Origin of the sequence: Mesorhizobium sp. M0894 (assembly GCF_040319725.1) — a bacterium.
GTDB lineage: Bacteria > Pseudomonadota > Alphaproteobacteria > Rhizobiales > Rhizobiaceae > Mesorhizobium.
This window is the reverse complement of the sequence record NZ_JAMYOG010000013.1, coordinates 154,972-181,506: the sequence shown is the minus strand read 5'-3', so window position 1 is coordinate 181,506 and position 26,535 is coordinate 154,972. Positions and strand designations below refer to the sequence as shown.

Genomic DNA, 26,535 nt, shown 5'->3' with positions numbered 1-26,535 from the left:
TCTCATCCGAGACGACGGCGAGGTCGAGGACCTTCTGCAATTCGGCAGCATGCCGGAACGACGGTTCGGCCTGGACGCCGTTGCGCACTGCATCGACGAAGCGCTGGTAGTTGGTCTGCACCGTTCCGGCGTCCAGAACCTGCCATTTGGCGTTCTCGACATCTTCGCCGATGCAGGCTTTCAGCTCTGAGCCGGTCAGATTGTGCAAGACTTCGATGCCGCCCTTGTCGCCGTAGATGCGCAGGCGGAGTTCGTTCAAATGGCCGGTTGCCCAGCGGCTGGCATGGACGACGCCGAAAGCGCCATTGCTGAAATCCAGCGACATGGTGAAACTGTCATTGGCGTCGAGCCCGTACTCGCCGATCCGGTTGCCGGGCGCCTTGTCGAAGGATCTCAGCCGGCAGAACACATGGTCGATGTCGAGCGCCGCGCCATAGCTGGCGAAATCGAGGATATGGATGCCGACGTCGCCCAGCACGCCATTGGAGCCGTGGCCGCGCGACAGCCGCCACAACCATTTCGGATCGGTGCGCCAGTCGCCCCAGAACTTGGACACCAGCCAGCTCTGCAGATAGGACGCCTCGACATGCCTGACCGTGCCGATCTCGCCGGCCAGCACCATGGCGCGCGCTCTCTGCAGCGGCGCGACGTTGCGATAGGTCAGGTTGACCATGTTGATGATGCCGGCCCGCTCGGCGGCATTGGCCATCTCACTGGCCTTCTCGAAATTTTCGGCCAGCGGTTTCTCGCACAGCACCGGCTTGCCTGCCGCGATCAGCATCATGGTGGTCGGATGGTGGATGCGATCCGGCGTCACGTTCGCCACCGCGTCGAACTTGCCCCATGCCAGCGCCTCGTCCAACGACGCGAACCGGTTGGGGATACCGTAGATGTCCGAAAACTTGTCGACACGCGTACGGTCGAGATCGACGGCGCCGATCAGTTCGACGCCCTCGATCTTGCCGAACTGCCTGGCGTGCTCCTCCGCCATCCAACCGGTGCCGAGTATCAAGAGGCGCATGATTCTTATCCTTAGGACAGGGCTTTATCTTCTTGTTCGACCATGGATTTGTGGTCTAGCGAAAGCCGGCTTCACCGGCGGAATGAAGTTTTCCGCCGCGCTCGACGATCGGCTCGAGCGCCTTTTCCGCCGGCACGTTCGGCGCATCGAGGATGGCCGGATTGGAGCCGAGCGGGTTGTGCGCCCATCTCACCGCATTGCGCAGCACCTTGTGGACGGTGGCGTCGTGATAGGTCGGATAGGTCTCGTGGCCGGGCCTGAAATAGAAGATGTTGCCGGCGCCGCGGCGATAGGTCAGCCCCGACCGGAACACTTCGCCGCCTTGGAACCACGAGATGAACACGGTCTCGAGCGGCTCCGGCACGGCGAACTGCTCGCCATACATCTCCTCGTTCTCGAGCTCGAAATACTCGCCGATCCCGGCTGCGATCGGGTGGTTGGGGCTGGTCACCCAAAGCCGCTCGCGCTCGCCCGCCTCGCGCCATTTCAGCGTGCAGGGCGTGCCCATCAGCTTCTTGAAAATCTTCGAGAAATGGCCGGAATGGAGAACGATCAGCCCCATGCCCTCCCAGACACGGCGCGCCACGCGCTCGACCACTTCGTCGGCGACGGCGCCATGGTCCTTGTGCCCCCACCACAGCAAGACATCGGTCTCGGCCAGACGGTCGGCCGGCAGCCCATGCTCCGGCTGCTCCAGGGTTGCCCACGACACCGAAATCTCGGGGTCGAGCTTCAGCGCATTGCCAATCGTCGCGTGCATGCCCTCGGGATAGATGCCGGCGACCACCTCATTGGTTCGCTCATGGATATTCTCGCCCCAAACGACAGCGCGTATTGTCATGATGTCCTCTTGATTGTTTGAAGCTGGAGCCGCCCGACCGGTCAGTCATAATATCCCCGGCCGGGAATGAAAACCGTTTCGCGGCCGGCTGCTGACAATCTGTTGGAAATCGGGCGGGAAAGTCCACGCGGCAAAACCAGCGATGCCGGCGCTGTTCCCGCCGACATCTCACATGTTTGCGCTGCCTGCGAATAACCTAAGCGCCGCGGCCCTCTTGGGCGACGCGTGTCAGCGGCTTCGACAGCCGCGGCACCACGACAAGGCGCTTGATCTTGCCTTTCTTGTAGGCGGCGAGGAAGCGGGCATAGTCCTTGAAGACGACGCAGCCATTGGATTCGGCGCGGCCGCCGCGCAGCATGTAGGTGTGGGCGAGCAGGCCGTCGCGGCCATATTTGTTGCTGCCGCTGGCAGGGGTGAGACGCAGTGCCTCGACGCCGTGGAAGCGCGATTCCCGCAGCGTCAGATTGTAGGTGTCGGGCGGCGTCGGACCGACATTCTTCTTGTGAACGTAGCGCGGCTGGTCGACCATCGAACCGTATCCCGAATGTGCCTCCAGCCGCGAGCCGTCGGGCATATAGACGGTCTTGGCCGAGATGTCGTAGACGGCCACGCCGCTGCCCATGCCAGGCGTGGTGAACAGGTTCCTGAAGGCCCCGCCGAGTCCGCCGGAAGGCATGTCGGGCTTGGCATAGGCCAGCATGTCGCCGCCCTGCGTCTTCGACCGTTTGCCCGGCTTGCCCGACACCGCCGGCACTGCCGCTTGTGACGAATTGCGAGGCGACAGGCTGCCGGGTTGCGTCTCGACCGGCGGAGCATCGGCCGTCTGGACCTTGCTCGCCCTGGATGCCTGGGTCTTCGATGCCTGGGCCTTGGATGCCTGGGGCGGCTCCGTTTTTGCTGCCTGATCCTTTGGCGTCCGGTCTTTCGGCGCCCGGTCTTTCGAGGCTTGAGTCTGGGGCGCCGGCTGATCGATGACCGCCCGCGGACGCAGCGTCGGCAGCGGAATGCTGTCGGGCATGTCGTCCTGCGGCGGCAGCGAGGCCAACTGGACCTCAGGTTCTTGCGGCTCTTGTGAAGCCGCGGGCTCGCTTGCCATGACGGCTGCCGGGAGCACGTCGATCATCTGCTCCGGCAACGTATTCGCCAGCGCCAGCGCCAGGCGCGACGAGCGTTCGATCTCCGCCACCGCCGGCCCGAAGCGCACCGATGGCGGGCCGTTCGGGTCGGGTATGCGTACCGGCTCGGCGAACCGGGCTTCGGCCGGCAGGCTGGCGAGCATGACGGGTGAGCCGGAGGAGGCACGGGCAAAGGCAGCGGCAAGCTTTTGCGGCGACAGCGCGGCTTTGGCCACCACGTCGTCGAAGCTGGATTGCCGCGATGCATCGGCGACAAGCGGCACGGTATTGCGCTTGAGACGCACCGATTTTCCCTGGTGAACGAAGTTCGACGCCGACCGCAGGCAGTTGGCATCGCACCCGTGCTGCAGCAGCTGGGCCGACCGCGCTGCGTTTGCCGCGGCCCATGTCGGGGCCTGCGCCTTTGCAAGGCTGCGGCGAGGATCGGCGAGCGCGATGGTGCGCGGCGCGAGCAGGCTTTGCGGGAGACCGTTGGAAGCGGCGGTGAGCGAGGTTCCCATCGAATAAAGGCCGGCCAAGGTCGCCACCGACCATAAAGCAATGGCTGCACCGACGGCCGGAACCGCGACCCAGCGCACGCCGGGCCTCATCGAAGTCAATCCAGTTGCAGGACTGTCACCCCGGGTTTTCGCACTTACAAACGCCATTCAACCACTCTCAATCGGCCGTTGCCGGCTAGCGGATTTCGCAGCCGTGACATTCACAGTTCGCCTGGTGCCCCCAGCACACTTCGCGTCTGTTGCCGATTGATTCAAAAGATGGACAAAGTTGGTTAACCAATCCCTCTACCGACCGCCGATTGGGCGACGGTCACACCGAAAAACGCCCTCCAAAACCTGCATAGTTGGCAAAACTGCCCTCCAATGATGACTTTGCTGCCCGTTTTTGTCGGCCGAGTCAAGAAAGCGAAATGACTAGACCTTGCTGGGCGGAGTCGGCGACGGCTGCCAAAGTGAAGCCAGGCCGACCAGAATCGCGCCGCCGGCAGCCGCCGCCATCAAGCCCCGGCGATCGGTCGAACTGGCGATTATCGACCTGCCGCTTGTCGACCTGCCACTCGGGCGAATGAACGATCAACGTCTGGGAATTCAGGATAGCGGCAAGACGTTTACTGCTCAGCGCTGGAACGGAATATCCAGCACCTCAAGCAAATTCCAGGAAAAGTGTGAAACGGTTTTCCGCCCGGAAAACGATGAACCGTTCAGACCACAGCCATGATTATGTGAGCCTGGATTTTGGCAGCAACCCCGCCGCTGCCATGCCTGTCTGCAATCGCGGCTGCGGCGTAGTCGGTTGCAGCATCCAGGTTTCCCGCCTCTCTGGCCTCGATTTCGTTGCGAAGCAGAGTGCCCTGGCAATAAGCAACGGCCGGAAGGCGCGGCGAGGAGGCACGGCTTTGTTCGGCCCTCGTCTCGATCACCACACCGGAAAAACCTGCCTCCTCCAGTTCGCGACGGATCAGTGCCGTATCGTGGTAGCCATGCGGCGTGCGTGCCAGAAATCGCGGCGGATCGTTCGGAAAAATCCGCGCCAGAGCATTCGTCACATCGTCGGCAAATACATTCTCCTCGATGCGATCCCATACGCTGAATAGGAAATGTCCGCCAGGCTTCAGAACTCGCCGGGCTTCGCGGTAGGCAGATGAGCGGTTGGGAAAGAACATCGCACCGAACTGACAACAAACGAGATCGAAGGCCGCATTTTCAAACGGCAGCGCCAGAGCATCGGCCTGACGCCATTCGATGCGATCGTCGGGAGCTTGCCGCGAAGCGGCGTAGTCGAGCATCGGCTGGTTGAGGTCGGTTACGACATAGCTTGCACTGGGGGCCAGTTTTGGCGCCAATGCGCGGGTGACAACCCCGGTGCCCGCGGCGGTTTCCAGAACGGCCCTGGGCGACAAGGACGCGGCCCGTCGTGCAAGATCTGCGGCGAACGGCTCGAAAATCAACGGCACCATATAGCGGTCGTAGTTTTCCGGAATCGAGCCAGCGAACACCTTGTCCGTTTCCAACATTGCTATCCCCCGCCGTCCGTTTGATGGCTCGTCAGCATAGCATGGAATTGTCTGTTTTTCGATCGCATTCGACCGAGCGGCGGTTCGCTCATGGACCCTCCGAAACGGCGTTCTGCAGTTATCTGCAAATGTGCTAATATAAAGTGGCCATGCACATTGGTGCGCGGCCAACATAATGGGAGGACGCGATGAAAACCATAAATCGCAGGTCTGCAATTGCGCTCGGCGTGACGGCGGCCGCGGTAACGCCTTTGTTCACGCTGGCGGCAGCTGCAAAGGTCAAGAAATACGGCCCGAAGGAAGGCAAGGAAATAGCCCCCGGCGTCAGGGTAGTTGAGGTCGGCACCGGCAATTCCGATATCCCCGCCTACAAGAGCATCTCAATTGTCGATGTGGTCTTTCAGCCGGGAGCAGCCGCTCCCGCAATGGTAATGGACAACGACATGGTATGTACCATTGCCGCCGGTGAATTCACGATCAAGAAAGCCGACAAGCAATTCAAGCTCAAGGAAGGTGACATGTATACCTGCTCCAAGGGCAAGACCGAGGCGGCAGCCAACACCAGCAAGGTGGTCGGCATCCACCGCATCGCCGTCTTGATACCTGCCTAGCGCATGCCAACGAAAACCGGCCCGCGTCCTCGTCCGGGACGCGGGCCTTTTTGATGATGTTCGTGGCGGTTTCTCTCTCGGTCCGCTTTGCAAGTGTGCGTTTATATTAGAGATCACGCAAGTTTCTGGATCACTGCCGGCCGGTATGCGCCCTCATTGGCGGATTAGCAATCCGGCAGCGCGCTGAGCGTTTGGCTTCACGAAACGGCTCGGTGCTCTTCCCGGGCAGCCTCCCAGACCTCGCGCGCCGCGTCTGCATTCAGTGCCGCGATTCCCAGCCCGACGATCAGATCCGGCCATGCCGAGCGCCATAGGAAGGCCGTCACCAGTCCGGCCAGTATGATCGCGATGTTGGCGACGGCGTCGTTGCGGGCCGAGAGGAATGCCGCCCTGGTAAGACTGCCGCTGTGGTGGCGGTAGCGCGCCAGCATGTAGGCGCATGACAGGTTGACCGCCAAGGCGCCCAACCCCGCCAGCGTCAGGGCCGTTGGCTGCGGCGGCACCGGCATGTTGAACTTTTCCCACGCGGTCCACAGCGTCGCCAGGCCCGGCACCAAAAGGATAAGTGCCAGCGCCATGCCGACCCGCGAGCGGGCACGCAGCGACCATCCCATGGCGAGCAGTATCAGGAGGTTGACCGAGGCATCTTCCAGGAAATCGACGCTGTCGGCGAACAGCGACACCGAGCCGATCGCCAGCGCCACGGCGAATTCAATGCCGAAATAACCGAGGTTCAGCAGCGCGACGACAAGCACCACCCGGCGAAGGCCGTCCGACGTAATGGCTTGCTGCATGGTCTGTCCCGATGTGATGGTGTTGATGTTATTGCTGGCCGCCCCGGCTCTCGATGGTCTCGATCTCGCAGGGGCTTGCAAAAACCGCTATTTGAGGCCAGCCTAGGCCGAACATGGCACGTCTGTCACCAAAACACCTCCTGACTATGCTGCTCGCGGTCCTCGTGATCGCCGGGTTCAGCCTGTCCGCCGCTCAGGCTGCCGTCATGTCGGCCAGGATGGCGATCGACAGCCGCATGACCATGGCCGCAGATGCCGGCACCACCGACGCCGACATGGCCAAGATGGCCGATGCCAAGGGCGGCGACTGCAGCGCTTGCCTCAAGAGCTCGGCCGACAACGACAAACCGATGCAATGTGCGCCGACCTGCGTCGCACCGGTTCTGGCGGTGCTGCCGGAAGCTCTCCCCGTGACGGGACTGCTGCGGGCAGAGCTGCCGCCGGCGCTTCCCGCCGCGTTCCTGCACGGGCGAAGTCTGTTGCCCGAGCCATTCCCTCCAAGACCCAGCGCTCTCGTCTGACGCCGTTTCTGCCGTTTCCGCGGCTGATTGGCGGCGTTTGATCGTCCGGCTGCGCACAATGCGCAGCGGGCGCGGCAGCAATCCAATCGACGTCGCGACGTTCGCCGTCGGTTACCGCAGGGGTCACAAGGGTGAATTCCGTTTCAAGTCCGTTCATAACGCGCCGCAAATTCCTGTTTGCGGCAGCGAGCATTGCCGCCTCCGTGCCGATCCGCCCTGCACTGGCGCTGGCTACCGGCGAACACCGGATCAGGGTGGCGCCAGGCCAGGCACGGCTCACCGGCCCCGATGGTCCGCGCACTCCGGTATGGGCCTATGATGGCACGGTCCCCGGCCCGACACTGCGCTTGCGCCAGGGGCGGCCCGCTCGCATCATCGTTGAGAACGGACTGGGCGAGGACACCACGGTTCACTGGCACGGCATCCGGCTGCCGAACGCGATGGACGGCGTGCCGGGATTGACCCAACCGCCGATCAGGCCGGGCGAAAATTTCGTGTACGAGTTCACCCCGCCCGATGCCGGCACCTTCTGGTACCATCCGCATGCCGACAGCCTGGTTCAGCTTGGCCGTGGCCTTGCAGGCGCACTGATCGTCGAGGAAGCCGAACCGGTCGCGGTCGACCGCGAGCTTCTATGGCTGCTGCAGGACTGGCGGCTCACCAAGGATGGGCAAATCGCTGCCGGCTTCGGCAACATGATGGATGCAGCGATGTCGGGCCGCGTCGGCAATGTCGTCACCGTCAACGGTGCACCGCCGGCCGACCTGACCGTGAAGGCCGGCGAGCGCGTCAGGTTGCGGCTGGCCAATGCGTCACTCGCTCGCATCATGGCTTTGCGTTTCGAAGTCCACCGTCCGGTCATCGTCGCCATCGACGGCCAGCCCTGCGACCCGCATGAGCCGGAGGGCGGACGCCTGGTGCTGGCGCCTGCCATGCGCATCGATGTCGTGCTCGACATGCAGGGCGACCCGGGCAAGCGCTACGCGGTGATCGATGAGTTCTACGACGGCCTTGCCTACTCCCTGACCACGCTCGCCTACGACGCCGGCGCGCCGCTGCGCGACCATCCTCTCGATGCGCCGCTTCGTCTGCCGGCCAATCCGCTGCCGGCCCCCGACCTGGCCAAGGCCGAACGGCATGAAATCGTCCTGCAGGGCGGCATGATGGGCGGCGGCAAGCTGGCCGGCGTCGGCGGCATGATGGGCATGGCGATGCCCGGCATGAGCGGCGCCGCCGCCTGGGCAATCAACGGCATGTCGATGACCGGCGACGGCCACGCGGGCATGGCGCCACAGTTCACGCTGGAACGCGGCGCCACCTGCCGTCTCACCATGCGCAACGAAACCGCGTGGTGGCATCCCATGCACGTCCACGGCTTCAGCCTGTCGGTGCTTTCGCGCAACGGCTCGCCAGTACCGCACCGGCAATGGCAGGACACGGTGCTGCTCGCCCCCAAGGACACGATCGAATGCGCCTTCGTTGCCGACAATCCCGGTGACGGGATGCTGCACTGCCATGTCGCCGATCACCAGATGGCCGGCCTGATGACAGTGTTCCGCGTGACCTGAAAGTTTTGTCCAACCAAGGAGAACTGCAATGAAACTGACCTACCGCCTAGCCGCACTGTCCCTGCTGATCGCAACGCCGCTGCCTGCCTTTGCCGCCACGATCAACGCCGTCATGTACAAGAACCCGCAATGCAGCTGCTGCGAATCCTACGCCAACTATCTCGAGCACAACGGCTTCAAGGTCGACATCAAGCCGGTCAACAATCTCTCTCAGATCAGCAGCGATGCCGGCGTGCCGGCCGACCTCGAAGGCTGCCACACGCTGATGGTCGACGGCTATGTCGTCGATGGCCTGGTGCCGGTCGAAATCGTCAAGAAGCTTTTGACCGAACGCCCTGCCATCACCGGCATAACGCTGGCCGGCATGCCGACGGGCGCTCCAGGCATGGGTGGTGAGAAGCAAGGCCCCTTCGTCGTCTACGCCTTCACCAAGGACGGCAAGGCGCCCACCGTCTACGCGACAGAGTGAGGCTATTGTGAGCAAACTGGCCATGGTCCTGATTGGCATGCTGCTGGCATTTTCGCTGCCGGTATCAGCCGCCGAGCCGCCGCAGAACTTTGTCGTTCACGAGGCGCCCGTCCCCGTACCGGAAATCAGCTTCGAGGATGGCAATGGCAAGCCGAAAACGCTTGCGGATTTCCGCGGCAAGGTCGTGCTGCTCAATCTCTGGGCGACATGGTGCGCGCCTTGCCGCAAGGAGATGCCGACGCTCGATCGTCTGCAGGCCAAACTGGGCGGTCCGGATTTCGAGGTCGTCGCGCTGTCCATGGACCGTGCCGGTCCGGAGGTTGTGAAGAAGTTCTTTGCCGAGATCGGCATCAAGCACCTCGCCCTCAACATCGATGCCTCGGGCAAGGCCATGTTCGCCATCGGCTCCGTCGGCCTTCCGGCAACCCTGCTGATCAATCGCGACGGCAAGGAGATCGGCCGGCTGATTGGGCCGGCCGAATGGGACGCGCCCGACATGGTCGACTTCATCGGCAGCCGCATCGCTGCCGAGTGAGAAAGGAACAGATATGTCCGGGTTGAAGGCTCACTGCCTTGCATCGGCTTTGAACGAGTGGAGATGTTTGCTGCTGGGCGCCATTGCCATTGCGGCGCTGACCGTGGGGTTTTCGTATCGGGCGCAAGCCCACTCGCTCGACGAAATCGACACCATGCTTGAGGGCGACGAGAAATATTTCCAAACGATCGACAAGCCGGCGCCTGAATTCACGCTGCGCACCGCCGATGGGCGTGTCGTGCGAACGGCAGATCTGCGCGGCAAGGTGGTCGTCCTCCACTTCATCTACACATCGTGCCCGGATGTATGCCCCCTGCATGCCGAGAAGATCGCCGAGGTCCAGAAAATGGTGAACGGCACGCCGATGAGAGGCCAGGTCAGCTTTGTGACCATCACCACCGACCCCGCCAGGGACACGCCGGACGTGCTGCGCAGCTACGGGCAGACGCACGGGCTCGATCCCGTCAATTGGCTGTTCCTGACCACGACGGCGGATCAGCCGGAGGATGCGACCCGCAGACTGGCGGAGGCCTTCGGCCACAAGTTCACACTGACGGACGATGGTTATCAGATGCACGGCACCGTCACCCATGTGATCGACAAGGAGGGCCGCTGGCGGGCGAATTTCCATGGCCTGAATTTCGCTGCGGTCAATCTCGTCACCTTCGTCAATGCGCTCACCAACAATGTCGAGCGCCCGCACCATGAGCCGGAAACGGGATGGTGGGCGACGATCAAGGGCCTGTTCTGAGGCACCATTCACATGCCGGCGGTCCGGCGAAACAGAGGGAAGGAGAACCCTGTGATCCACAAATCCAATTCATGGCGCGGAGCCATCGGCAAAATGGCCCGTGCCTTCGTCCTGGCCGGTGCGACGGCCTGGCTCGCGCTCGGTATCCACGGTCAGGCGATCGCCGCGGGCGAGATGTCCCAGGACCAGTTCGACCAGCGCATCCACGATTATATCCTCGCGCATCCCGAGGTCGTCATGGAGGCGCTGCAGAGCCTCGATGCCCGCCAGCGCGAGGCCGCGGCAAAAGAGGCGAAGGCTGCCCTGGCGGCCAAGGCCGACGATATCTTCCGGGACCCGGCGAGCCCGGTCGGCGGCAACGCCGAAGGCGACGTCATCATGGTCGAGTTCTTTGACTACAACTGCCCCTATTGCCGCCAGGTTGCGCCGATCCTGGCGCAAGCCGTGGCCGACGATCCGCAGCTCAAAATCGTCTACAAGGAATTCCCGATCCTCAGCACGGATTCCGTATTTGCTTCCAAGGCGGCTCTCGCCGCAATGCGCCAGGGCAAGTACATGGCATTCCACAAGGCCTTGTATGCGGTGAAGACGCGGGTGACCGAAGCGGTCGTGCTGAAGGTTGCTGCCGACGTCGGTCTCGATGTGGCTAAGCTGAAGACCGACATGCAGCGGCCCGATATCCAGGCGTCGATCGACCGGAATACGCAACTGGCACAGGCGCTGAAGATCAGTGGAACGCCAAGCTTCGTCGTTGGCGAGCAGATTTTCCCCGGCGCGACCGACCTCGCAACGATGAAGAAACTGATCGAGCAAGCGAGGAACAGCAAATGAGCCGGATATGCCATCCAACCCGACGGACGGTTGTTCTGGGCAGCGCCTTTGGCGTCGCTGCGGTCGTCGGCTTGCTCAAGGGGCCGGATTTGACGATCGCCGCGGAGGATTCCGATCTGGTGCGCCGCTTCAAATATCTCAGCCAGAACGGCAACAGCACGTGTTCGGCCAAGTTCACGGAGTCGATTGCGACCATGCCGGCGATGTCGCGGATCACGGGCTCGTGCTGCAGCCCAATGGAGACAAAGCGCTATGCCGAGCAGGTGAACGGTTTGGCCAGGTACCGCGAGATCGCGATGATCCCGAACGATCCGTACGATATTCCGGCCGGCATCGCACAGAAGATGATGCCCTACTACGATGTGAAACTCTCCGGCGACGAGCAGCAGGCCTATGACTATGCGATGGCCAATTCCAACGAGAAAGGCCCTTGCTGCTGCCAATGCTGGCGCTGGAAAGTGTATGGCGGATTGGCGAAGTTCCTGATCCGCGAGCAAGGTTTCACCGGCAAGCAGGTCGTCGACGTCTGGGATCTCTCGGACGGCTGCGGCGGAGGCATGTGAGACGGACAGGACAGGACACTTCCGGTTGGCGGGACAAGGCGACAGGCGGCCGATCGGTTTCCTGGTCGTCTTGACCGAAGTCCCCGGCGAGCTAATTGCCTTCGCAGTCGCCGATGCTTACCGACGAAGGCGGGCCTTCACTGACCGTAAAGGTGATTGCAATGATGAATGGTCCAATGGATACGTGGATGATGGGCGGCATGGCACTCGTCTGGGTCCTGGTGTTCGTCGCCCTCTTGCTCGCGATTGCAGCCTTGGTCAAATACCTGCGAACCTGAAGCCGCGGACGCAGTCAGGTATACGACTATGCGATGACAAATTCCGGGGAGAAGGAGCCAGCTGCTGCCAACTGTGGCGGTGGCATGTAAGGCGACCAGGGCAGCACGACGCCGCGTCACTCGTCAGGCAAAGCCGGGAACCCGCTTGGTCTTGCCGCTCAGTTGCGCGCCCAGTGTCAGTGTCTGCGGGAAATTCCGGACGATCGCCGCCATCAAGGTGGCGCTGCCGGGGCGAAGGGCAATTCCGGCAAGGGCCGCGGCAGCGTAGACCCGTGTCGAAAACAGTCTTTTCCAGGCCCCCTCATAGCGCCTGGCGGCAGCCTCGCGCCCTGCTCGGCCACCTGGCGCGCATGCGAGTTCGCAAGCCAGCAGCCAGCCGGACTGCAGCGCCATCGAGATACCCTCGGCGATAACAGGATGAGACTCTCCGGCTGCGTTGCCGACGCGGAAGATGTCCTCTTCGTAGAACGAGCGAATTCCCGGCCGGATCGGACCTGCGGCAAGCCACGGACCGTCGAGAAGCGCCGGTTCCAGAGCGTCCCGCACGCCCCGGCATGAGTCGACGAGATGGCGGGAGACCGCATCGGCGGCCGGCACATGGCTCCGGTGTTTGGGGCCATGTTGTTTACGCAACCGCGCCAGCATATCGCGGCGAATGCAGCACGAGATCGACAAGCGGCCATGATCGGCCGAGACCATGCCGCCATAGCCGCCGGGGAAGGCCAGCAGAGGCATCAAATCCGGCGCCAGCGACGACCCGGTGAAATGCGCCTTGAAGCCGAGCAGGTCCGACGGGCGATTGGCCTTTGCGAGCTGGCTGGGCAGCGGCCCCGGTTCCCAGGAGCCGTGTGCGGCGACAATCACCGGCGCGCGCAACATCGCCGTTTCGTCCCCGGCTTGAATTCGTACCCTTTGCATCTCGCCGTCCCGGTCGATGGCGACGGCGCGGCAGGGCTGGAAGATTTCGACACCCGCCGATCGCGCCGTCTGCAAAAGCAGAGAGTCGAGAATGTCCCGGCCGAGTGCCCGGCCGAAGCCGTCTTTTGCAGGAGGCCCAGCTCCTGCACGTGGCATTGCCGCCTCGACGCAGGTTTCGCCGGAAAACAAACCGACGCGGCGGATTTCGGGGCCGGCATCGGTACGCCAGGCATCGCCGATCTCCAGCTGGTCGAGAAGCGCAAGATTGCTTGCCGAGATGTATTCGCCGCAGACCTTGCGGCGCGGAAATGCGGTCTTTTCCACAATTGCCACGGCCCATCCGCGCCGGGCCAGCGTGAGCGCGACGGACGTCCCCGCCGGGCCGGCACCGATGACGATCGCGTCATGAGTCGACAATCGCGTCATGAGTCGCTGCCGGCACTGGCGCCGACGAAGATGTGGGAGAAGAGGCCGGCGCGCCGCTCCTCGACCGGTTTGCCGTTGGCCGCAAGCCAGAGACCGGAAAGCTCGCTGCCGCGAAAGCCGGCACGCACGCTTTGCGCCGCATCGTTTCGTGTGACGTCATTGGCGCCGATTGCCGGGAGAAGACGGGTCGCGGCCAGCGCCAGTTTCGCCCGCAACGGCTCAGTCGCCAGCAGCAACGGGGCTTTCGGCCTGATCAGCGAAAACAGACGCACGAGCTGCGCATCGTCGAGATGATGCAGGAACAGATTGACCGTGACGGCGTCGAACCGTGCGCCCTCGATCTTTCCTGCCCAGTCGAAGACATCGGCGGTGATCCCTTCAGCCTTCCATCCCAGCCTGTCAAAATCGCCGCGCAATTGCGCGGTGACGAGGCTGACGCGGTCGAGCATCATCAGTTCGACCCCAGGCCAATGCCTGGCCATGCGCCGCGCCACCGCCAGCATGAAGGAGCCATCGCCGGCGCCGATCTCCAGAATGCGGCGTGGCGGCTTTGGCACAAACCTCCTGAGCAACGACGTCATGATCGGCACCTGAAACATCAGCATATTGATGCGCCGAAGGTCGCGGCGCGCGGTCAGCGCTCGCGGATCGTCGGCCGCAAGGCCGTCAAGGATTTCCGGCGCAAGCTGCCGATGCTCCAGGCCGCTCATGACACCGTTCGAAAGAGCATGGTTTCGGCCGTCAGCCCGGGTCCGAACGACATGCCGCAGCCGAGCAGGCCGGCAGGCGCCTTCAGCATCTCTTTCATCACGAACATGACGGTCGCCGACGACATGTTCCCGTATTGGCGCAACACCGCGCGCGATGGTTCCAGCGCGGTGGGCTCCAGTTCCAGAGCCCTTTCGACGGCATCGAGCACCGAACGCCCACCCGGGTGCACGGCCCAAAGGTCGATCGCCTCGGTCGGCCGGCCACCGAGGATGGCGGCCTGGTTGCTCCGCAACGCTTCATGAATCGCTGCCGGCACTTGGCCGGAAAGAACCATTTCGAATCCGTGGTCGCGAATATTCCAGCGCATCAGATCCCGCCGCTCCCTCGCCACCAGACAGTGAAAGCTATCGAGCTCGATGCCGAGCGGCTCGGAAGTGATGAGCGCAGCCGCACAGCCGTCTCCCCAGAGGCAGAACGACAGCAGTTTTTCCAGTTCGGTGGTTTGACGCAGGTGCATCGTGCAGAGCTCGATATTGACCAGCAGGACCTTGGCCTGCGGGTCGGAGCGGACGATGTGACGCGCCAGCTTGAGGCCGTTGATCGCCGCGTAGCAACCCATGAAACCGATCATCGTGCGTTCGACCCCGTTCGGCAGCCCGCAACGCGCAACCAGCTCGAGATCGATGCCCGGCGCCGAAAAACCGGTGCAGGTAGTGACGATAAGATGGGTGATGCGGGAAGCGTCGTCGCCAAGTTGCAATCCGTCGATGCCCTTTTGCGCCAGAACAGGTGCGGCATCGTCGAACATCGCCATTCTCATGGCCGTTCCGGGAAACGCGCCCCGAATGAAGGTCCCGGCCAGGTCGGCGGATGGTCCTTCGGGATCGGACGCCGGCGCAAAGCAGGAATAGCGGTGCTCGATGCCGGCAAGATCGGCCATGCGTTCAAAGATCCTCCGGCGATCGGCCGCGAGCATCGAGGCCGCGAAACGCAGGTAGAATTGATGAACCTCGTGCTCCGGCACCGCTGTCGCGATCCGGTTGATATAGGCCTTGACGGGCATGTTCTATCTCCTCGGCGTCTGCACGGCGTAACGTGCCGCCGGAGGGTCCTTGCTGATCGGTACCTGGTGCCGGGCGCCGAGTTTGAGCGCTGTTCGATAAACGTTTCCGAAAACTGATTTCTTCCCGAAGGTTCAGTATGCGCTGTTGGCAGGCAAACGGTTGGAGCCGGCGGGCGGTTGCGTCGGGCATCCAAAATCGCCACATCATGTTGACCTTCCATCTACTGGAAGGTCTATTTCCTCCGATAAAGGAGATTTCCGATATGAACATCGGCGTCGCATCCGAAAAATCCGGCCTACCGGCCAAGACGATCCGCTACTACGAGGACATCGGGCTCTTGCACCCGGCCCGGACAGACAATGGCTATCGCGATTACTCGACGGCCGATATTCACCGGCTGCGCTTCCTGCAGCGCTCGCGAAGCCTGGGGTTTTCGGTCGACGAATGCCGCCAGTTGCTCTCGCTGTACCAAGACAGGGAACGTGACAGCGCTGACGTGAAGGCGATCGCGAAAGCCAAGTTGGTGGAGATCGACAGGAAGATCGCCGAACTGGTCGGATTGCGTGGCTTGCTTCACCATCTGGTCAGTCACTGCCACGGCGACGAGCGGCCGGAGTGCCCGATCATCGACGAGTTGGCGGGACAAGGCGTGGCCCAGTGAGGCTCGCAGCCGCTCTAACAGTGCTGTCGCTTGCCTGCGTCTCTGTCGTGCTCGCTGCCGCCCATTCGAGCCGTGATGCGGTCATCGAGGCTCGCCAGGCCTCGATGAAGGAAATGGCTGCGGCGGCAAAGGCGATCGCCGGGATGTTCGACGGCAAGCGGGCGTATGACGCCGCGGCTTTCCAAGCGGCGGCCGAGGCCATCCGCGCCCGCACCGGCCCTTCCCTCATTGCCGAATTCCCCAGCGCGACATTGGGTGCGCCTTCAGGCGCCAAGCTGGATATCGACCCTGCCCGCGCGGAGTTCGAAGGGCTGGCTCGCCACATCGGGACGCTGGCCAGCGCCCTGGCCTCCGACGCCGAGCGGGTGCCGCCGCGCATTACCGACGACATGAGAATGGGTTCCGGCCCGGCGATGGGCGGTGGCAGCCTGCTTGGCAAGCGACCGGGGACGGCGGAAGCCGATCCCGCCAAATTGCCGGCGGAGCACCTCCTGCATCTCATCTTGCAGGATTGCTCGAGCTGCCACTCGAAGTTCCGGCAAAAGGTCGAGTGATGGCGTCAGCTCCGCAGCTGCTGATCCGCCATGAAATTGCGCCAGCCGCCGAAATGCGAAATCTCTTCTGCATCGGTAAGGCCGGCACTTTCAACGAGGAAGCCTTTCGGCGAAGTTCCGTCGTCGAGCAGAAGCGTCCCGATGCCGAGCGGCGGCGGGATCGCCGCGACGAAGCGACCGAAGGCTTGCGGCGACAGCCGCCAGACTTCGACCTCGATGGCTGTGCCCTTGCCATTGCAGGTGCGCTCGAGCCCCGGTCTCGACACCGACTGGCCGGCGAGTGCGTAAAGCCGGTAGAGCGGCGCCGTTCTCGCAGCCCGGGCGAAAATCGCGCCGAGCTGCTGCAACTGGCCGTTCAGCGCCATCCCCGATAGATGCGCGCCGACCACGGCCAGCTCGATCGTGCCTTCACCCACGTCCACGCGGATATCGCCACGCGGCGGCAGCGGCCAGCCGGTAGCGCCCAGCGCAAGGCCGCTTGCCGCATGGACATCGCGCGCAAGCGACGCCGTCAGATGGTCCTTGCCCGCCGCGGCAAGCAAGGTGACGCTCATCGGCAAACCGTCGCTGCGGGTTCCGGTCGGCACGGCGATGCCGCACATGTCGAGCAGATTGACGAAGTTGGTGTAGGTGCCGAGCCGGCTGTTGGTGACGATAGGGTCAGCCAACACCGCTTCGACTGTGTAATGCGTCGGCGCGGTCGGCACACAGAAAAGATCGACCGAGGCGATAACCGGCGCAAGCTTGGCCTTGTAGGCCTGCAAGGCATAGAGCCCGTTGAAGGCGTCCGCTGCGGAAAGTTTTCGCGCACCGCCGATGATCTGCCGCGTCACCGGATGCATGGCCGCCTCGTTGGCATCCATGAAGTCCCTGATCGCGGTGTAACGCTCGGCCACCCAGGCGCCCTCGTAAAGCAGATTGGCGGTGGCGTAGAAATCGCCGAACGGGATTTCGACCAGCCTGCAGCCCAGCGTCTCCAGCGAGGCAAGAGCGGCCTCGAAGCCCGCCTGCATCGCCTGGTCGCCGAAGAACGTCCGATCGGCCTTGGCCGGCACGCCAACCGTCAGCACCGGTGGGCGCGCGGCAAGCGGTTGGATGCCGAGGTCACGTGAATAGGGATCGGCGTCGTCCTTCGCCGCCGCGACCTCGAACACGCTGTAGGCGTCGTCGACGTTGAGTGCGAAGACGGAGACGCAGTCGAGCGTGCGGCAGGCCGGCACGACGCCGGCGGCCGACAGCGCGCCGACGCTCGGCTTCAGCCCGACGATGTTGTTGAGGCCGGCGGGTATGCGGCCCGAACCGGCGGTGTCGGTGCCGAGCGCGAACGAGACGATGCCACGCGCCGTCGCCACGGCCGAGCCGCATGAGGAGCCGCCCGGCACCAGTGTCGGGTCGATCGCATTCCTCGGGATTGGATAGGGCGTGCGCACGCCGACCAGGCCGGTAGCGAACTGGTCGAGATTGGTCTTGCCGACGACCAGCGCGCCGGCGGCCTTGAGCCGCGCGACGACGGTGGCGTCGTTCGCCGGCAAGTAGGCATATTCCGCGCAGGCCGCCGTGGTCGGCATGCCGGCAACATCGATGTTGTCCTTGACCGCGAACGGAACGCCCCACAGTGGCTTTGCCAACGGATCGAACGGGCCGAGCTTTTCCGCCTCGGCAAGCATCTCCGCCCTGCTCGCCAGATGGATGAAGATGCCCGGGTCATCGGCCGCCGCGAGCCGCGCATGGACCGTATCGATCATATCGCCAATACTGAGGCCGGCCTGATAGGCGGCGTGCAGGCTCGCTATGTCGAAGCGGATGTCGCTCATTCGGCCTCGCCCTGAATGACGACCGGCAGGTTCCACTGGATGAGTACGACGCAGCCGTCTTTTGTCCACACCGAATGCTCGGTTCCAACCGGGTTCAGGATCACACTGCCCGCTGCATAATCGCCGTTCTCGTCGCTCTGCGAGCCTTCCAGCACGATGATCGTTTCCAGCCCGGCGTGGCGGTGACGCGGCACGCCGGCGCCCGCCCGGTAGTTGAGAATCGCGACCGACGGTTCCGTCGATCCCCCCTTGAGCAGCCAATGCACCGTGATGCCTTCGCGAAAAGGCTCGAATGGCAGATCACGCCAGCCCCCTTGGATGAGGGCCTGGTATGCAATGTTAGGCATTGGAAATTCCCTCGAGCACCTGGTCCGTTGTCGCCGTCCAGCCGACGATCGCGCCCTGCGCCCTGATCATGGCAAGGGCTGCCGTCTTGAACTCCGGAAAATAGCTCTCCGTCGCATCCTCCGCCAGCAGGCATTCATAGCCGCGGTCGTTGGCCTCGCGCATCGTCGTCTGCACGCAGACCTCCGTCGTCACCCCGGCAAAGACCAGTTGCTGTGCGCCGAGCCGCTTGAGGTCATCGCCGAAGCTGGTGGCATAGAACGCGCCCTTGCCGGGTTTTTCGATGACGATCTCGCCAGGCAATGGTGCAAGTTCATCGAGGATCGCCGTTCCCGGTTCGCCGACGATCAGCACGCGACCCATGGGACCGATATCGCCGATGCGGATCGACGGATTGCCGCGATTGCGCTTGGCCGGCGGCAGATCCGAAAAATCTGCCTTGTGGCACTCCATCGTGTGGATCACCGGCAGGCCAGCGGCGCGAAACCCTTCGAGCAGCCTTTTCACCGTCGGCACGATCGCCGTGATCCGGCTGACGTCGTTGCCGAGGCTGGCGCCGAAGCCGCCGGGCTCGGCGAAATCGCGCTGCATGTCGATGACGACCAGCGCCATCGCCTCAGGCTTGAAGGCAAACGGGAACGGCAGCGCCTCGATCTCCGCCATCAATGATGTCCCGCCATGTGCTCGCCGATCGTCTGCACGCTCGCCTGCGCGATCGGCGTCTCGTAGACCAGCGCGCCATCCGACATGACGAAGATGCGGTCCGAGAGCTCAAGCAGCTCGTCGAGGTCCTCCGACATCAAAAGCACTGCAGCACCGGCATTGCGCGCCTTCATGATGCGGGCGCGTATTTCGGCGACGGCGGAGAAGTCGAGGCCGAAGCAGGGGTTCGACACGATGAGCAAATCGACCTCGCCGGTCAGTTCCCGCGCCAGCACCGCGCGCTGCACATTGCCGCCCGACAATGATGAAATCGGCGAAGCGAGCGAGGCCGTCTTGACCTTGAACTGTTCGACAAGACGGGCCGCGTAGTCCCTGATCGCGCTCATCCTGATCCAGTTGACCGGCTTGCCGGCCTCGTTGAGGTCGAAGGTCCGGAAGGCCATGTTTTCGGCCACCGTCATCCGCGGTGCGCAGGCATTGCGCAATGGCTCCTCCGGAATGAAGCGGACATTGAGCGTGCGCGCCTCGCTGCGGCTGGCACCATAGGGCGAGCCTTTCACCAGAACGTCGCCCGCATTGCGTGCCCGCTGTCCGGCAAGGACTTCGAGAAACTCCTTCTGGCCGTTGCCGGAGATGCCGGCGATGCCGACGATCTCGCCGGACTTCACGTCGAGCTCGCCGATGTCGATGCTTTTCAAGCCGGTGCGGTCAGGCGCCTTCAGCGACTTTACCGTCAGCACCTGCCTGGCGCCGGCCGGCACCGGAGCGCGACTGTCGAGTGCTGCAATCGGTTGGTCGCCGATCATCATCGCCGCCATCTGCTTGTGCGAAAGTTCGGAGACCTTTCCGGTTCCGGTCAGCCTGCCCTTGCGCAACACGGTGATGTCGTCGGCAAAGGCCGTCACCTCGTGGAATTTGTGCGAGATCATCAGCACGGTGAGGTCGCCTGTCCTGGTCATGTCGCGCACCAGGCCAAGCACTTCCTGTGCCTCGCCAGGGGTGAGCACCGAAGTCGGCTCGTCGAGCACCAGGAAACTGCGGCCGAGATAGAGCTGCTTGACGATTTCGAGCTTCTGCTTCTCGCCGGCCGCAAGTTCCGCCACCTTGACGTCGAGCGGCAGCTTGAACGGCATCCGCTGCATGAATTGCGCAAGTGCGGCGCGCTCCTTGCGCCAGTCGATGACGCCCGGCACTTTCTCGCGGGAAATGACCAGGTTTTCCGCACCGGTCAGCGACGGGACGAGGGTAAAATGCTGATAGACCATGCCTAGCCCGAGCGCCGAGGCATCCTTCGGGCTGGCTATCGCGACCTCGCGGGCATCGACCAGCATGTCGCCGGCGGTCGGGCGGTAAAAACCCATCATGCATTTGACCAGCGTCGACTTGCCGGCACCGTTTTCGCCGAGCAGCGCATGGAATGATCCCGCTGGCACCTTGATCGAGACATCGTCCAGCGCGGTGAAGGCGCCGAAGCGCATGGTCATGCCGATAGTCTCGACGCCGACGGCTTTCTTGACGATGGTTCCGCTCAAGATCGCCCCCTCACGGCAGCTGCGCGACGAAGGACGCCGAGCTCGACACCGCGCCGAACACGCCGCCCTGCATCTTGATCATCTTGATCGCGGCGAGATGGTTGCCGTAGTCGGTCGCGCCGCAGCAGTCCTCAAGCATCACGCATTCGAAGCCGCGATCATTGGCCTCGCGCATGGTCGTGTGGACGCAGACATCGGTGGTGATGCCGGTCAGCACGATGTTTTCGATGCCGCGCTGGTGCAGGATCAGCTCCAGATCGGTGGCGCAGAACGAGCCCTTGCCCGGCTTGTCGATGATCGGTTCGCCCGCCGCCGGATAGAGGTCGGGGATGATATCCCAGCCTGGTTCGCCGCGCACCAGGATGCGCCCGCAAGGTCCGGGGTCGCCAATGCCGGCATTGATGCGGCGTGAGCGCCAGCGCTTGTTGGCCGGCAGGTCGGCGAGATCGGGCCGGTGGCCCTCGCGCGTGTGGATGATGGTGTAGCCCTTGGCCCGCATGGCTGCAAGCACCGACTTGATCGGCTCGATCGGCGCCCGCACCAGCGAAAGATCGTAGCCCATATGATCGACATAGCCGCCCGGCCCGCAGAAATCGGTCTGCATATCGATGATGATCAGAGCCGTATTGTCCGACCGCAGCTCGCCATTGTAGGGCCATGGATAAGGGTCGGCGTCGATGTAGCGCTGGGTGATCTCGGCTCTGGCGTTCATCGGGAAAACTCCAGTCATTTGGTGATCGACAACTCGCCCGGCGCGCCGGCAAGCGAGCGGCTCGGCGACGAGGTGGCGATCATGATGATGAGCGTGAGGATGTAAGGTGCGGCGTAGAAGAGATAGTAGCCCTGCGTTACCCCGACCGATTGCAACGCCGGGCCTAGCGCCCCGGCGCCGCCGAACAACAGTGCCGCGGCAAAGCAGCCGAGCGGGTTCCAGCGTGCGAAGATGACCAGCGCCACCGCCATCAGCCCCTGCCCCGACGAGATGCGTTCGGTCCAGCTGCCGGGGTAATAGAGCGACAGATAGGCGCCGCCGATGCCGGCGAGCGCGCCGCCGACGCCTGTCGCAAGCAGGCGCACGGTGTTGGGATTGAGGCCCATGGCGCGCGCCGCATCGGAGCTGTCGCCGACGACGCGTACGATCAGGCCGGCGCGGGTGTTACGGAAGGCCCACCACAGGAACAGCGCAAGTGCGGCCCCGATCAGGAACAGCACGTTGACGTTGAGCGCCGCCTGCACCTGCGGAATATTCGACCAGCCACCGAAGGCGATGGCCGGCAGGTCTGGCGCCGAGGGCTGGATGAACGGCTTGCCGAAGAAGAAGGCGAGACCCGAGCCGAACAGCATCAGCGCGATGCCGATGGCGATGTCGTTAACCCCGCGGAATTTGCAGATCCAGCCATGGAACAGCCCGAAGCAAAGACCGGCACCGGCGGCAGCCAGCACGCCGAGCCATGGCGAGCCGGTCACCACTGCTACCGCATAGGCGGTCATTGCGCCGAAGACCAGCGTGCCTTCGAGGCCGAGATTGATGCGGCCGGAGCGCTCGGTGATGGCTTCGCCGAGCGACACGAAGATGAACGGCGTCGAGACGCGGATGGCGCCGCCGAGAATGGCGAGCGGCACGCCCCACAGGCCGATCTCGGTCGCGTCCATCAGGAGCCCCTCTTCCACAGATCGGGATTGAAAACCTTGAAGCGGCCGTAAAAGATTTCGCTGAACAGGATGACCACGAAGAGCATGCCTTGCAGCACCAGCACGGTGGCGTCGGGCAGGTCCATGCGGCGCTGGATCAGCCCGCCGGAAGCGCCGATGCCGCCGAGCAGGAAAGCGACCGGGATGATGGCGAGCGGATTGTGGCGGGCGAGGAAGGCGACGAGGATGCCGGTATAGCCGTAGCCGGCGGCGAGCGAGGCGTTGGCGCTGCCTTGCACGGCGCCGACTTCCAGCATGCCGGCCAGTCCGGCAAAGCCGCCGGCGAGCCCGGTAAAGCCGACGATCAGCGGGCCGACGGCAAGCCCTTGCACCTGGGCCGCCCTGACATTGCCGCCGGCAATGCGGGCGGCAAACCCCCAGCGCGTCTTTTCGATCAACAGCCAGGACAGGACGCAGGCGACGATGCCGACGACAAGGCCCCAGTGCACGTCCATGCCTGGAATGTTGCCGATGCGGTAGGCATCCGCCAGCGGCTCGGTCGAGGGTTTGTTGAGCGAGGCCGGATCGCGCAGCGGCCCTTCGACCAGATGGTTCATCAGCGCGATGGCGATATAGGCCATCAGCAGGCTGGATATGGTTTCGTTGACGGCGCGGTAGTGGCGGAGTGCGCCGACGGCACCTATCCAGATGCCGCCGGCGACCACGCCCGCCACGCCCATCAACAGGATGACCACGAAAGCCGGCGCGCCATTCGCCGCGACGCCGATGGCGGCGGCGGCAACGCCGCCCAGCACGATCGCGCCTTCGCCGCCGATGACGACGAGGCCGAGCCGAGCCGGCAGCGCCACGCAGAGCGCTGCCAGCAAAAGCGGTGCGGCCCGCGACAGCGAGTTCTGGATCGAGAACCAGGAGCCGAAGCCGCCGCGCCACATCGTCACGTAGAGTTGCACCGGTGATTTGCCGACCAGCGCGATGAACAGGCTGAACAGCGCCATGCCGACGATCAGCGCCGCGAGCGGTATGACGAAGGCTTCCGCCCGCCGTGCCACCCATTCGAGTGCCGCCGGATAATTCCTGGCGCCAAACAGCGCTGGTGCGCTCGCGGTACTGACCGTGTCTGCCATGGCCCCGTCTCCGATCCGGTTCAGGCGGTCGAACCGACCACGCCCTCGACGAGGTAGTCCATGCTTTCCAGCTCGAGCGCGGTCTCGACGAAGGCCTGGCCTTCGGTCGCGACGACGACGCCCTTGTTGCTCTTCAACGGACCCTTGATGACCGAAAATCCGCCTTTCATCATTTCGGCCAGCGTGCCGTCGAACTGCTTGCGGGCGGCCTCGCCGACGGCGGGGCCGAGCGGGCTCATCTTGACGAAACCGACGGCCAGGCCGCCGCGCGTGAAATTGGGAAGCGGCGTGCCGGCCACCAGATCGTCGACGAACATCTTGTAGACCTTGGCCCAGTTCCATTCCGCGCCGGTCAGGTATTTCTCCGGCGCCAGCGGGCTCTGGTTGGCATGATAGCCGCAGATGAAGGCGCCACGCCCGGCCGCCGTCTCGACCATCACCTTGGGGCTGTCGACATGACAGGTGATGACGTCGGCGCCCTGGTCGACCAGCGCATTGGTGGCCTCCGCCTCCTTGACCGCCAGCGACCACTCGCCGGTGAAGATCACCTGGCAGGTGATGGTCGGGTCGACCGAGCGCGCGCCGAGCAGGAAGGAATTGATGTTGAGCAGCACCTGCGGGATCGGCTTTGCCGCGACGAAGCCGAGCTTCTTGGTTTTGCTGGTGTGGCCGGCGACGACGCCGTTCAGATACTGGCCCATGCCGATATAGCCGAAATAGGAACCGGCATTCATCGGATGCTTGTCCTTGTTCCACATGCCGCCGCAATGGCGGAACTGCACGTCGGGGAATTTCGCGCACATGGCCAGCATATGCGGATCGAAATAGCCGAACGAGGTCGGGAAGATCAGCGACGCACCGTCGAGATTGATCATCGATTCCATCGTCTTCTGCACGTCGACCGTCTCCGGCACGTTCTCCTCTTCGACGACGGAAATGCCTTCGATCCCCTTCAGCGTGGCGGCGCCTTCGGCATGCGCCTGGTTGTAGCCGTAATCGTCCTTTGGCCCGACATAGATGAAGCCGACGGTTGCGGTCGCGGCGAAGGCCCTGCTGATCGGAAACGATGCGGACGCAAGACCGAGCGCCGCTCCGGCGGCGGAAGTCTTGAGCAGGTCGCGGCGGCTAAGCATGAATCGCTCGGTCATGTGAATGCTCCCTCTATGGGGCCTTTGGGGCCGGTTAACACCTCAATGAAAGAAGTGTATGCAATCAGCGTGCCAGTTTCAGAAATGGGATTTATTCAGCAATATCAACGAGTGTGCCGATGTGGCCTGCACAAAGCCGGAGCAATTGCATACACTTTTTGCCTCTAAAACGGCCAATTTGACATGAAGGCTAAAACATAGGCATACAGAGCTGCGGAGGAATCGAAGCCGGTGCGTGGCTTATGGCTGCGCGAAGAGACTGACGGAGGAGACGTGTCGGCAAAGCGCAATTTGATCAGGTCGGGCACGACCGTCGATCAGATGGTGAGGGCGATCAGCGACCGGATCGTTACCGGTTTCCTGCGTCCCGGCGAAAAACTCGACGAAGCCTCGCTCGCCGCCCGCTTCGACGTCTCACGCACGCCTATCAGGGAAGCGCTCAGCCGGCTCAGCGCCATGGGACTGGTCGAAAGGCGGCCGAACCGCGGCGCCACCGTCGCCGTGATGACGCAGGAGCACCTCGCCTCGATGTTCGAGAGCATGGCCGAGCTTGAAGCGATCTGCGCGCGCTTCTCGGCCGAGCGCATGACGGCCGGCGAGCGCCGCACGCTGGAGGCCGAGCACCGGGCCTCGGCACGCTTCGTGCAGCTCGGGGCCGAAGAAGAGTATGAGATTTTCAACACCGAATTCCACACCCGGCTCTATCGCGGCGCGCACAGCAAGCACATTTATGAGTTGACCGTCATGACCCGCGGCCGGCTGGCGCCGTTCAGGCGCGCGCAATTCATGCTGCCCGGCCGGCTGGCCCAGTCCTGGCAAGAGCATGACGCCATCGTTACCGCAATCATGCGCGGCGACAGTACGGCCGCCGGAACAGCCGCCAAGGACCATGTCTCGATCGTCAGCGAGGCGAGCGCCGTCTTTGCCATCGGCGACCGCCCTAAAGGCAAGGCCGAGCCGTTTCCGACATCGGCCTCCTAGCCTCAATCGACCAGCACGGCCACCACGGCAGCACAGTCGCCGGCCTTGACCAATCCGGGGAAATGCCGCGCCGCCAACAGACCGGACATCTTGGCCCGGATCTCCTGCGGAGCGCCGCCGGTGCGGCCGATCGAATGGATGCGCGCCAGCACCTGGTTTTCTGCCACCGGCTCGCCGAGATCGATCATGGTTTCGATCATCCCGTCGTCCTCGGCGAACGAGAAGCAATCTCCCGATGGCATGTCGAGCCAGCGGGTCGGCTGCATCTCGACCGCGCCGGCGACGATGCCGGCATGGCGCAGCACATTGAGCACGCCGCGACGCGCGATCCTCACCGTTTCCGCGCGCGAAGTTCCGCCGCCGCCGAGCTCGGTGGTGATGAACAGCTTGCCCATCTCTTCGGCGGCAGTGTCGAACATGCCGACCGCGTCGATCTCCAGCATCTTCATCGACCAGGGTGCCGAGAAAGCTTCAACCGCAGCGAACCCCTTCTCTTCCAGCACCTTGTCGGGCCGGATATGGGCGGCGCAGAACGGCACGAAGTCGAGCGTCTTGCCGCCGGAATGGAAATCGAGCGCGATGTCGGTGCGCGGCAGAAGTTCGCGCTGGAAATAATCGGCGATCTTCTCGGTCACCGTACCGTCGGGCCGGCCGGGAAAGCTGCGGTTGAGATTGCCCTTGTCGATCGGCGAGGTGCGCGTGCCGGCGCGGAACGCCGGATAATTCATCGCCGGCACGATGATGACCGTGCCGCTGACCTGCCTCGGATCGAGCGTGCGGGCGAGATCGTAAAGCGCCAGCGGCCCCTCATATTCGTCGCCATGATTACCGCCGGTGAGCAATGCACTCGGCCCGTTGCCGTTGCGGATGACGCAGATCGGGATCATCACCGATCCCCAGGCGGAATCGTCACGGCTGTAAGGCAGGCGCAAGAAACCGTGCTGCACGCCGTCGCGCTCGAAATCGACGCTCGGCGTGATCGGTGATGGGCGAAGGCTGGACATCGGG

31 protein-coding genes are annotated in these 26,535 nt (G+C 63.6%); 14 read left to right on the top strand and 17 right to left on the bottom strand.

The window, feature by feature from the left end; genetic code table 11:
- The 3 genes from NKH91_RS23465 to NKH91_RS23455 all read right to left on the bottom strand — a co-directional run.
- The coding region (locus NKH91_RS23465; protein WP_352885405.1) for a Gfo/Idh/MocA family protein at positions 1–1,021 on the bottom strand (1,021 nt) is incomplete at its 3' end.
- A gap of 55 nt (positions 1,022–1,076) precedes the next feature.
- Positions 1,077–1,862, bottom strand: a complete 786-nt coding sequence (locus NKH91_RS23460) for a ThuA domain-containing protein (RefSeq protein WP_352885404.1) — start codon at positions 1,860–1,862, stop codon at positions 1,077–1,079.
- A gap of 196 nt (positions 1,863–2,058) precedes the next feature.
- Positions 2,059–3,588 (bottom strand): DUF2778 domain-containing protein, encoded by a 1,530-nt coding sequence (locus tag NKH91_RS23455; protein WP_352844657.1) that lies wholly within the window; start codon positions 3,586–3,588, stop codon positions 2,059–2,061.
- Between the two features lie 331 nt (positions 3,589–3,919).
- Here NKH91_RS23455 and NKH91_RS23450 point away from each other — a divergent pair, with 331 nt between their 5' ends.
- Positions 3,920–4,216: a hypothetical protein gene (locus tag NKH91_RS23450; RefSeq protein ID WP_352844659.1), complete on the top strand. Its 297-nt coding sequence runs from the start codon at positions 3,920–3,922 to the stop codon at positions 4,214–4,216.
- On the opposite strand, the gene NKH91_RS23445 is transcribed toward NKH91_RS23450, so the two are convergent.
- Positions 4,200–5,012: a class I SAM-dependent methyltransferase gene (locus tag NKH91_RS23445; RefSeq protein ID WP_352844661.1), complete on the bottom strand. Its 813-nt coding sequence runs from the start codon at positions 5,010–5,012 to the stop codon at positions 4,200–4,202. The genes NKH91_RS23450 and NKH91_RS23445 overlap by 17 nt on opposite strands.
- A gap of 188 nt (positions 5,013–5,200) precedes the next feature.
- Here NKH91_RS23445 and NKH91_RS23440 point away from each other — a divergent pair, with 188 nt between their 5' ends.
- Entirely contained in the window at positions 5,201–5,623 is a 423-nt protein-coding gene (locus NKH91_RS23440; protein ID WP_352844663.1) for a hypothetical protein, read from the top strand.
- A gap of 197 nt (positions 5,624–5,820) precedes the next feature.
- On the opposite strand, the gene NKH91_RS23435 is transcribed toward NKH91_RS23440, so the two are convergent.
- The gene (locus NKH91_RS23435) at positions 5,821–6,417 is read right to left on the bottom strand and encodes a cation efflux transmembrane domain-containing protein (RefSeq protein ID WP_023720625.1); all 597 of its coding nucleotides are present in this window, start codon (positions 6,415–6,417) and stop codon (positions 5,821–5,823) included.
- A gap of 113 nt (positions 6,418–6,530) precedes the next feature.
- Between NKH91_RS23435 and NKH91_RS23430 the strand changes: the two genes are divergently transcribed.
- From NKH91_RS23430 to NKH91_RS23395, 8 genes are all read left to right on the top strand, one after another.
- The gene (locus NKH91_RS23430) at positions 6,531–6,938 is read left to right on the top strand and encodes a hypothetical protein (RefSeq protein WP_031194474.1); all 408 of its coding nucleotides are present in this window, start codon (positions 6,531–6,533) and stop codon (positions 6,936–6,938) included.
- A gap of 131 nt (positions 6,939–7,069) precedes the next feature.
- The gene (locus NKH91_RS23425; RefSeq protein ID WP_352844665.1) at positions 7,070–8,506 is read left to right on the top strand and encodes a multicopper oxidase family protein; all 1,437 of its coding nucleotides are present in this window, start codon (positions 7,070–7,072) and stop codon (positions 8,504–8,506) included.
- A 28-nt stretch (positions 8,507–8,534) separates the two neighbouring features.
- Positions 8,535–8,975 (top strand): DUF411 domain-containing protein, encoded by a 441-nt coding sequence (locus NKH91_RS23420; RefSeq protein WP_023720628.1) that lies wholly within the window; start codon positions 8,535–8,537, stop codon positions 8,973–8,975.
- Between the two features lie 7 nt (positions 8,976–8,982).
- Positions 8,983–9,510, top strand: coding sequence for a TlpA disulfide reductase family protein (locus NKH91_RS23415; RefSeq protein WP_352494452.1), 528 nt, complete (start codon positions 8,983–8,985; stop codon positions 9,508–9,510).
- A 13-nt stretch (positions 9,511–9,523) separates the two neighbouring features.
- A complete protein-coding gene (locus NKH91_RS23410) occupies positions 9,524–10,261 on the top strand; it encodes an SCO family protein (RefSeq protein WP_352844668.1) in 738 nt (245 codons plus the stop codon).
- Positions 10,262–10,312: 51 nt separating this feature from the next.
- The gene (locus NKH91_RS23405; protein ID WP_352484015.1) at positions 10,313–11,092 is read left to right on the top strand and encodes a DsbA family protein; all 780 of its coding nucleotides are present in this window, start codon (positions 10,313–10,315) and stop codon (positions 11,090–11,092) included.
- A complete protein-coding gene (locus tag NKH91_RS23400) occupies positions 11,089–11,655 on the top strand; it encodes a hypothetical protein (RefSeq protein WP_023720632.1) in 567 nt (188 codons plus the stop codon). Before NKH91_RS23405 ends, NKH91_RS23400 begins: the two co-directional genes overlap by 4 nt.
- A gap of 113 nt (positions 11,656–11,768) precedes the next feature.
- Complete coding sequence (locus tag NKH91_RS23395; protein WP_352589569.1) at positions 11,769–11,933, top strand: hypothetical protein; 165 nt, start codon at positions 11,769–11,771, stop codon at positions 11,931–11,933.
- A gap of 123 nt (positions 11,934–12,056) precedes the next feature.
- On the opposite strand, the gene NKH91_RS23390 is transcribed toward NKH91_RS23395, so the two are convergent.
- The 3 genes from NKH91_RS23390 to NKH91_RS23380 are packed head-to-tail and all read right to left on the bottom strand — an operon-like array spanning position 12,057 to position 14,964.
- On the bottom strand, positions 12,057–13,277 hold the full coding sequence (locus NKH91_RS23390) for an NAD(P)/FAD-dependent oxidoreductase (RefSeq protein ID WP_352589566.1): 1,221 nt from the start codon (positions 13,275–13,277) through the stop codon (positions 12,057–12,059).
- Entirely contained in the window at positions 13,274–13,987 is a 714-nt protein-coding gene (locus NKH91_RS23385; protein WP_023720635.1) for a methyltransferase domain-containing protein, read from the bottom strand. The genes NKH91_RS23390 and NKH91_RS23385 overlap by 4 nt, the downstream gene beginning before the upstream one ends.
- Positions 13,984–14,964: a type III polyketide synthase gene (locus NKH91_RS23380; protein WP_352885406.1), complete on the bottom strand. Its 981-nt coding sequence runs from the start codon at positions 14,962–14,964 to the stop codon at positions 13,984–13,986. Before NKH91_RS23380 ends, NKH91_RS23385 begins: the two co-directional genes overlap by 4 nt.
- Between NKH91_RS23380 and NKH91_RS23375 the strand changes: the two genes are divergently transcribed.
- From NKH91_RS23375 to NKH91_RS23365, 3 genes are all read left to right on the top strand, one after another.
- Complete coding sequence (locus NKH91_RS23375; RefSeq protein WP_352885407.1) at positions 14,902–15,168, top strand: hypothetical protein; 267 nt, start codon at positions 14,902–14,904, stop codon at positions 15,166–15,168. The two genes, NKH91_RS23380 and NKH91_RS23375, sit on opposite strands and share 63 nt — an antisense overlap.
- A gap of 146 nt (positions 15,169–15,314) precedes the next feature.
- Complete coding sequence (gene cueR, locus NKH91_RS23370; protein WP_031194477.1) at positions 15,315–15,713, top strand: Cu(I)-responsive transcriptional regulator; 399 nt, start codon at positions 15,315–15,317, stop codon at positions 15,711–15,713.
- Complete coding sequence (locus tag NKH91_RS23365; protein ID WP_023720638.1) at positions 15,710–16,267, top strand: cytochrome c; 558 nt, start codon at positions 15,710–15,712, stop codon at positions 16,265–16,267. The genes cueR and NKH91_RS23365 overlap by 4 nt, the downstream gene beginning before the upstream one ends.
- Positions 16,268–16,272: 5 nt before the next feature.
- On the opposite strand, the gene atzF is transcribed toward NKH91_RS23365, so the two are convergent.
- Genes atzF through NKH91_RS23325 form a run of 8 tightly spaced genes read right to left on the bottom strand, consistent with a single transcriptional unit; the run spans position 16,273 to position 24,546 of the window.
- Positions 16,273–18,081 (bottom strand): allophanate hydrolase, encoded by a 1,809-nt coding sequence (gene atzF / locus NKH91_RS23360; protein ID WP_352885403.1) that lies wholly within the window; start codon positions 18,079–18,081, stop codon positions 16,273–16,275.
- Positions 18,078–18,428, bottom strand: a complete 351-nt coding sequence (locus NKH91_RS23355; protein ID WP_023720640.1) for a cupin domain-containing protein — start codon at positions 18,426–18,428, stop codon at positions 18,078–18,080. The genes atzF and NKH91_RS23355 overlap by 4 nt, the downstream gene beginning before the upstream one ends.
- Entirely contained in the window at positions 18,421–19,089 is a 669-nt protein-coding gene (locus NKH91_RS23350) for a cysteine hydrolase family protein (RefSeq protein ID WP_023720641.1), read from the bottom strand. The genes NKH91_RS23355 and NKH91_RS23350 overlap by 8 nt, the downstream gene beginning before the upstream one ends.
- Positions 19,089–20,621 (bottom strand): ABC transporter ATP-binding protein, encoded by a 1,533-nt coding sequence (locus tag NKH91_RS23345; RefSeq protein ID WP_023720642.1) that lies wholly within the window; start codon positions 20,619–20,621, stop codon positions 19,089–19,091. Before NKH91_RS23345 ends, NKH91_RS23350 begins: the two co-directional genes overlap by 1 nt.
- 10 nt (positions 20,622–20,631) lie before the next feature.
- Positions 20,632–21,333, bottom strand: a complete 702-nt coding sequence (gene biuH / locus NKH91_RS23340) for a biuret amidohydrolase (RefSeq protein ID WP_352639441.1) — start codon at positions 21,331–21,333, stop codon at positions 20,632–20,634.
- Positions 21,334–21,347: 14 nt separating this feature from the next.
- On the bottom strand, positions 21,348–22,274 hold the full coding sequence (locus NKH91_RS23335; RefSeq protein ID WP_023720644.1) for an ABC transporter permease: 927 nt from the start codon (positions 22,272–22,274) through the stop codon (positions 21,348–21,350).
- Positions 22,274–23,398 carry an ABC transporter permease gene (locus NKH91_RS23330; RefSeq protein WP_352844672.1) on the bottom strand — a complete coding sequence of 375 codons (1,125 nt, stop codon included), beginning with the start codon at positions 23,396–23,398 and terminating at the stop codon, positions 22,274–22,276. The genes NKH91_RS23335 and NKH91_RS23330 overlap by 1 nt, the downstream gene beginning before the upstream one ends.
- 20 nt (positions 23,399–23,418) lie before the next feature.
- Positions 23,419–24,546, bottom strand: a complete 1,128-nt coding sequence (locus NKH91_RS23325) for a BMP family ABC transporter substrate-binding protein (RefSeq protein ID WP_352844674.1) — start codon at positions 24,544–24,546, stop codon at positions 23,419–23,421.
- A gap of 321 nt (positions 24,547–24,867) precedes the next feature.
- On the opposite strand from NKH91_RS23325, the gene NKH91_RS23320 reads away from it, so the two are divergent.
- Positions 24,868–25,527 carry a GntR family transcriptional regulator gene (locus tag NKH91_RS23320; protein ID WP_352494540.1) on the top strand — a complete coding sequence of 220 codons (660 nt, stop codon included), beginning with the start codon at positions 24,868–24,870 and terminating at the stop codon, positions 25,525–25,527.
- A 2-nt stretch (positions 25,528–25,529) separates the two neighbouring features.
- On the opposite strand, the gene doeB is transcribed toward NKH91_RS23320, so the two are convergent.
- Complete coding sequence (doeB, locus tag NKH91_RS23315) at positions 25,530–26,531, bottom strand: N(2)-acetyl-L-2,4-diaminobutanoate deacetylase DoeB (RefSeq protein WP_352494460.1); 1,002 nt, start codon at positions 26,529–26,531, stop codon at positions 25,530–25,532.
- Positions 26,532–26,535 lie beyond the last annotated feature (4 nt).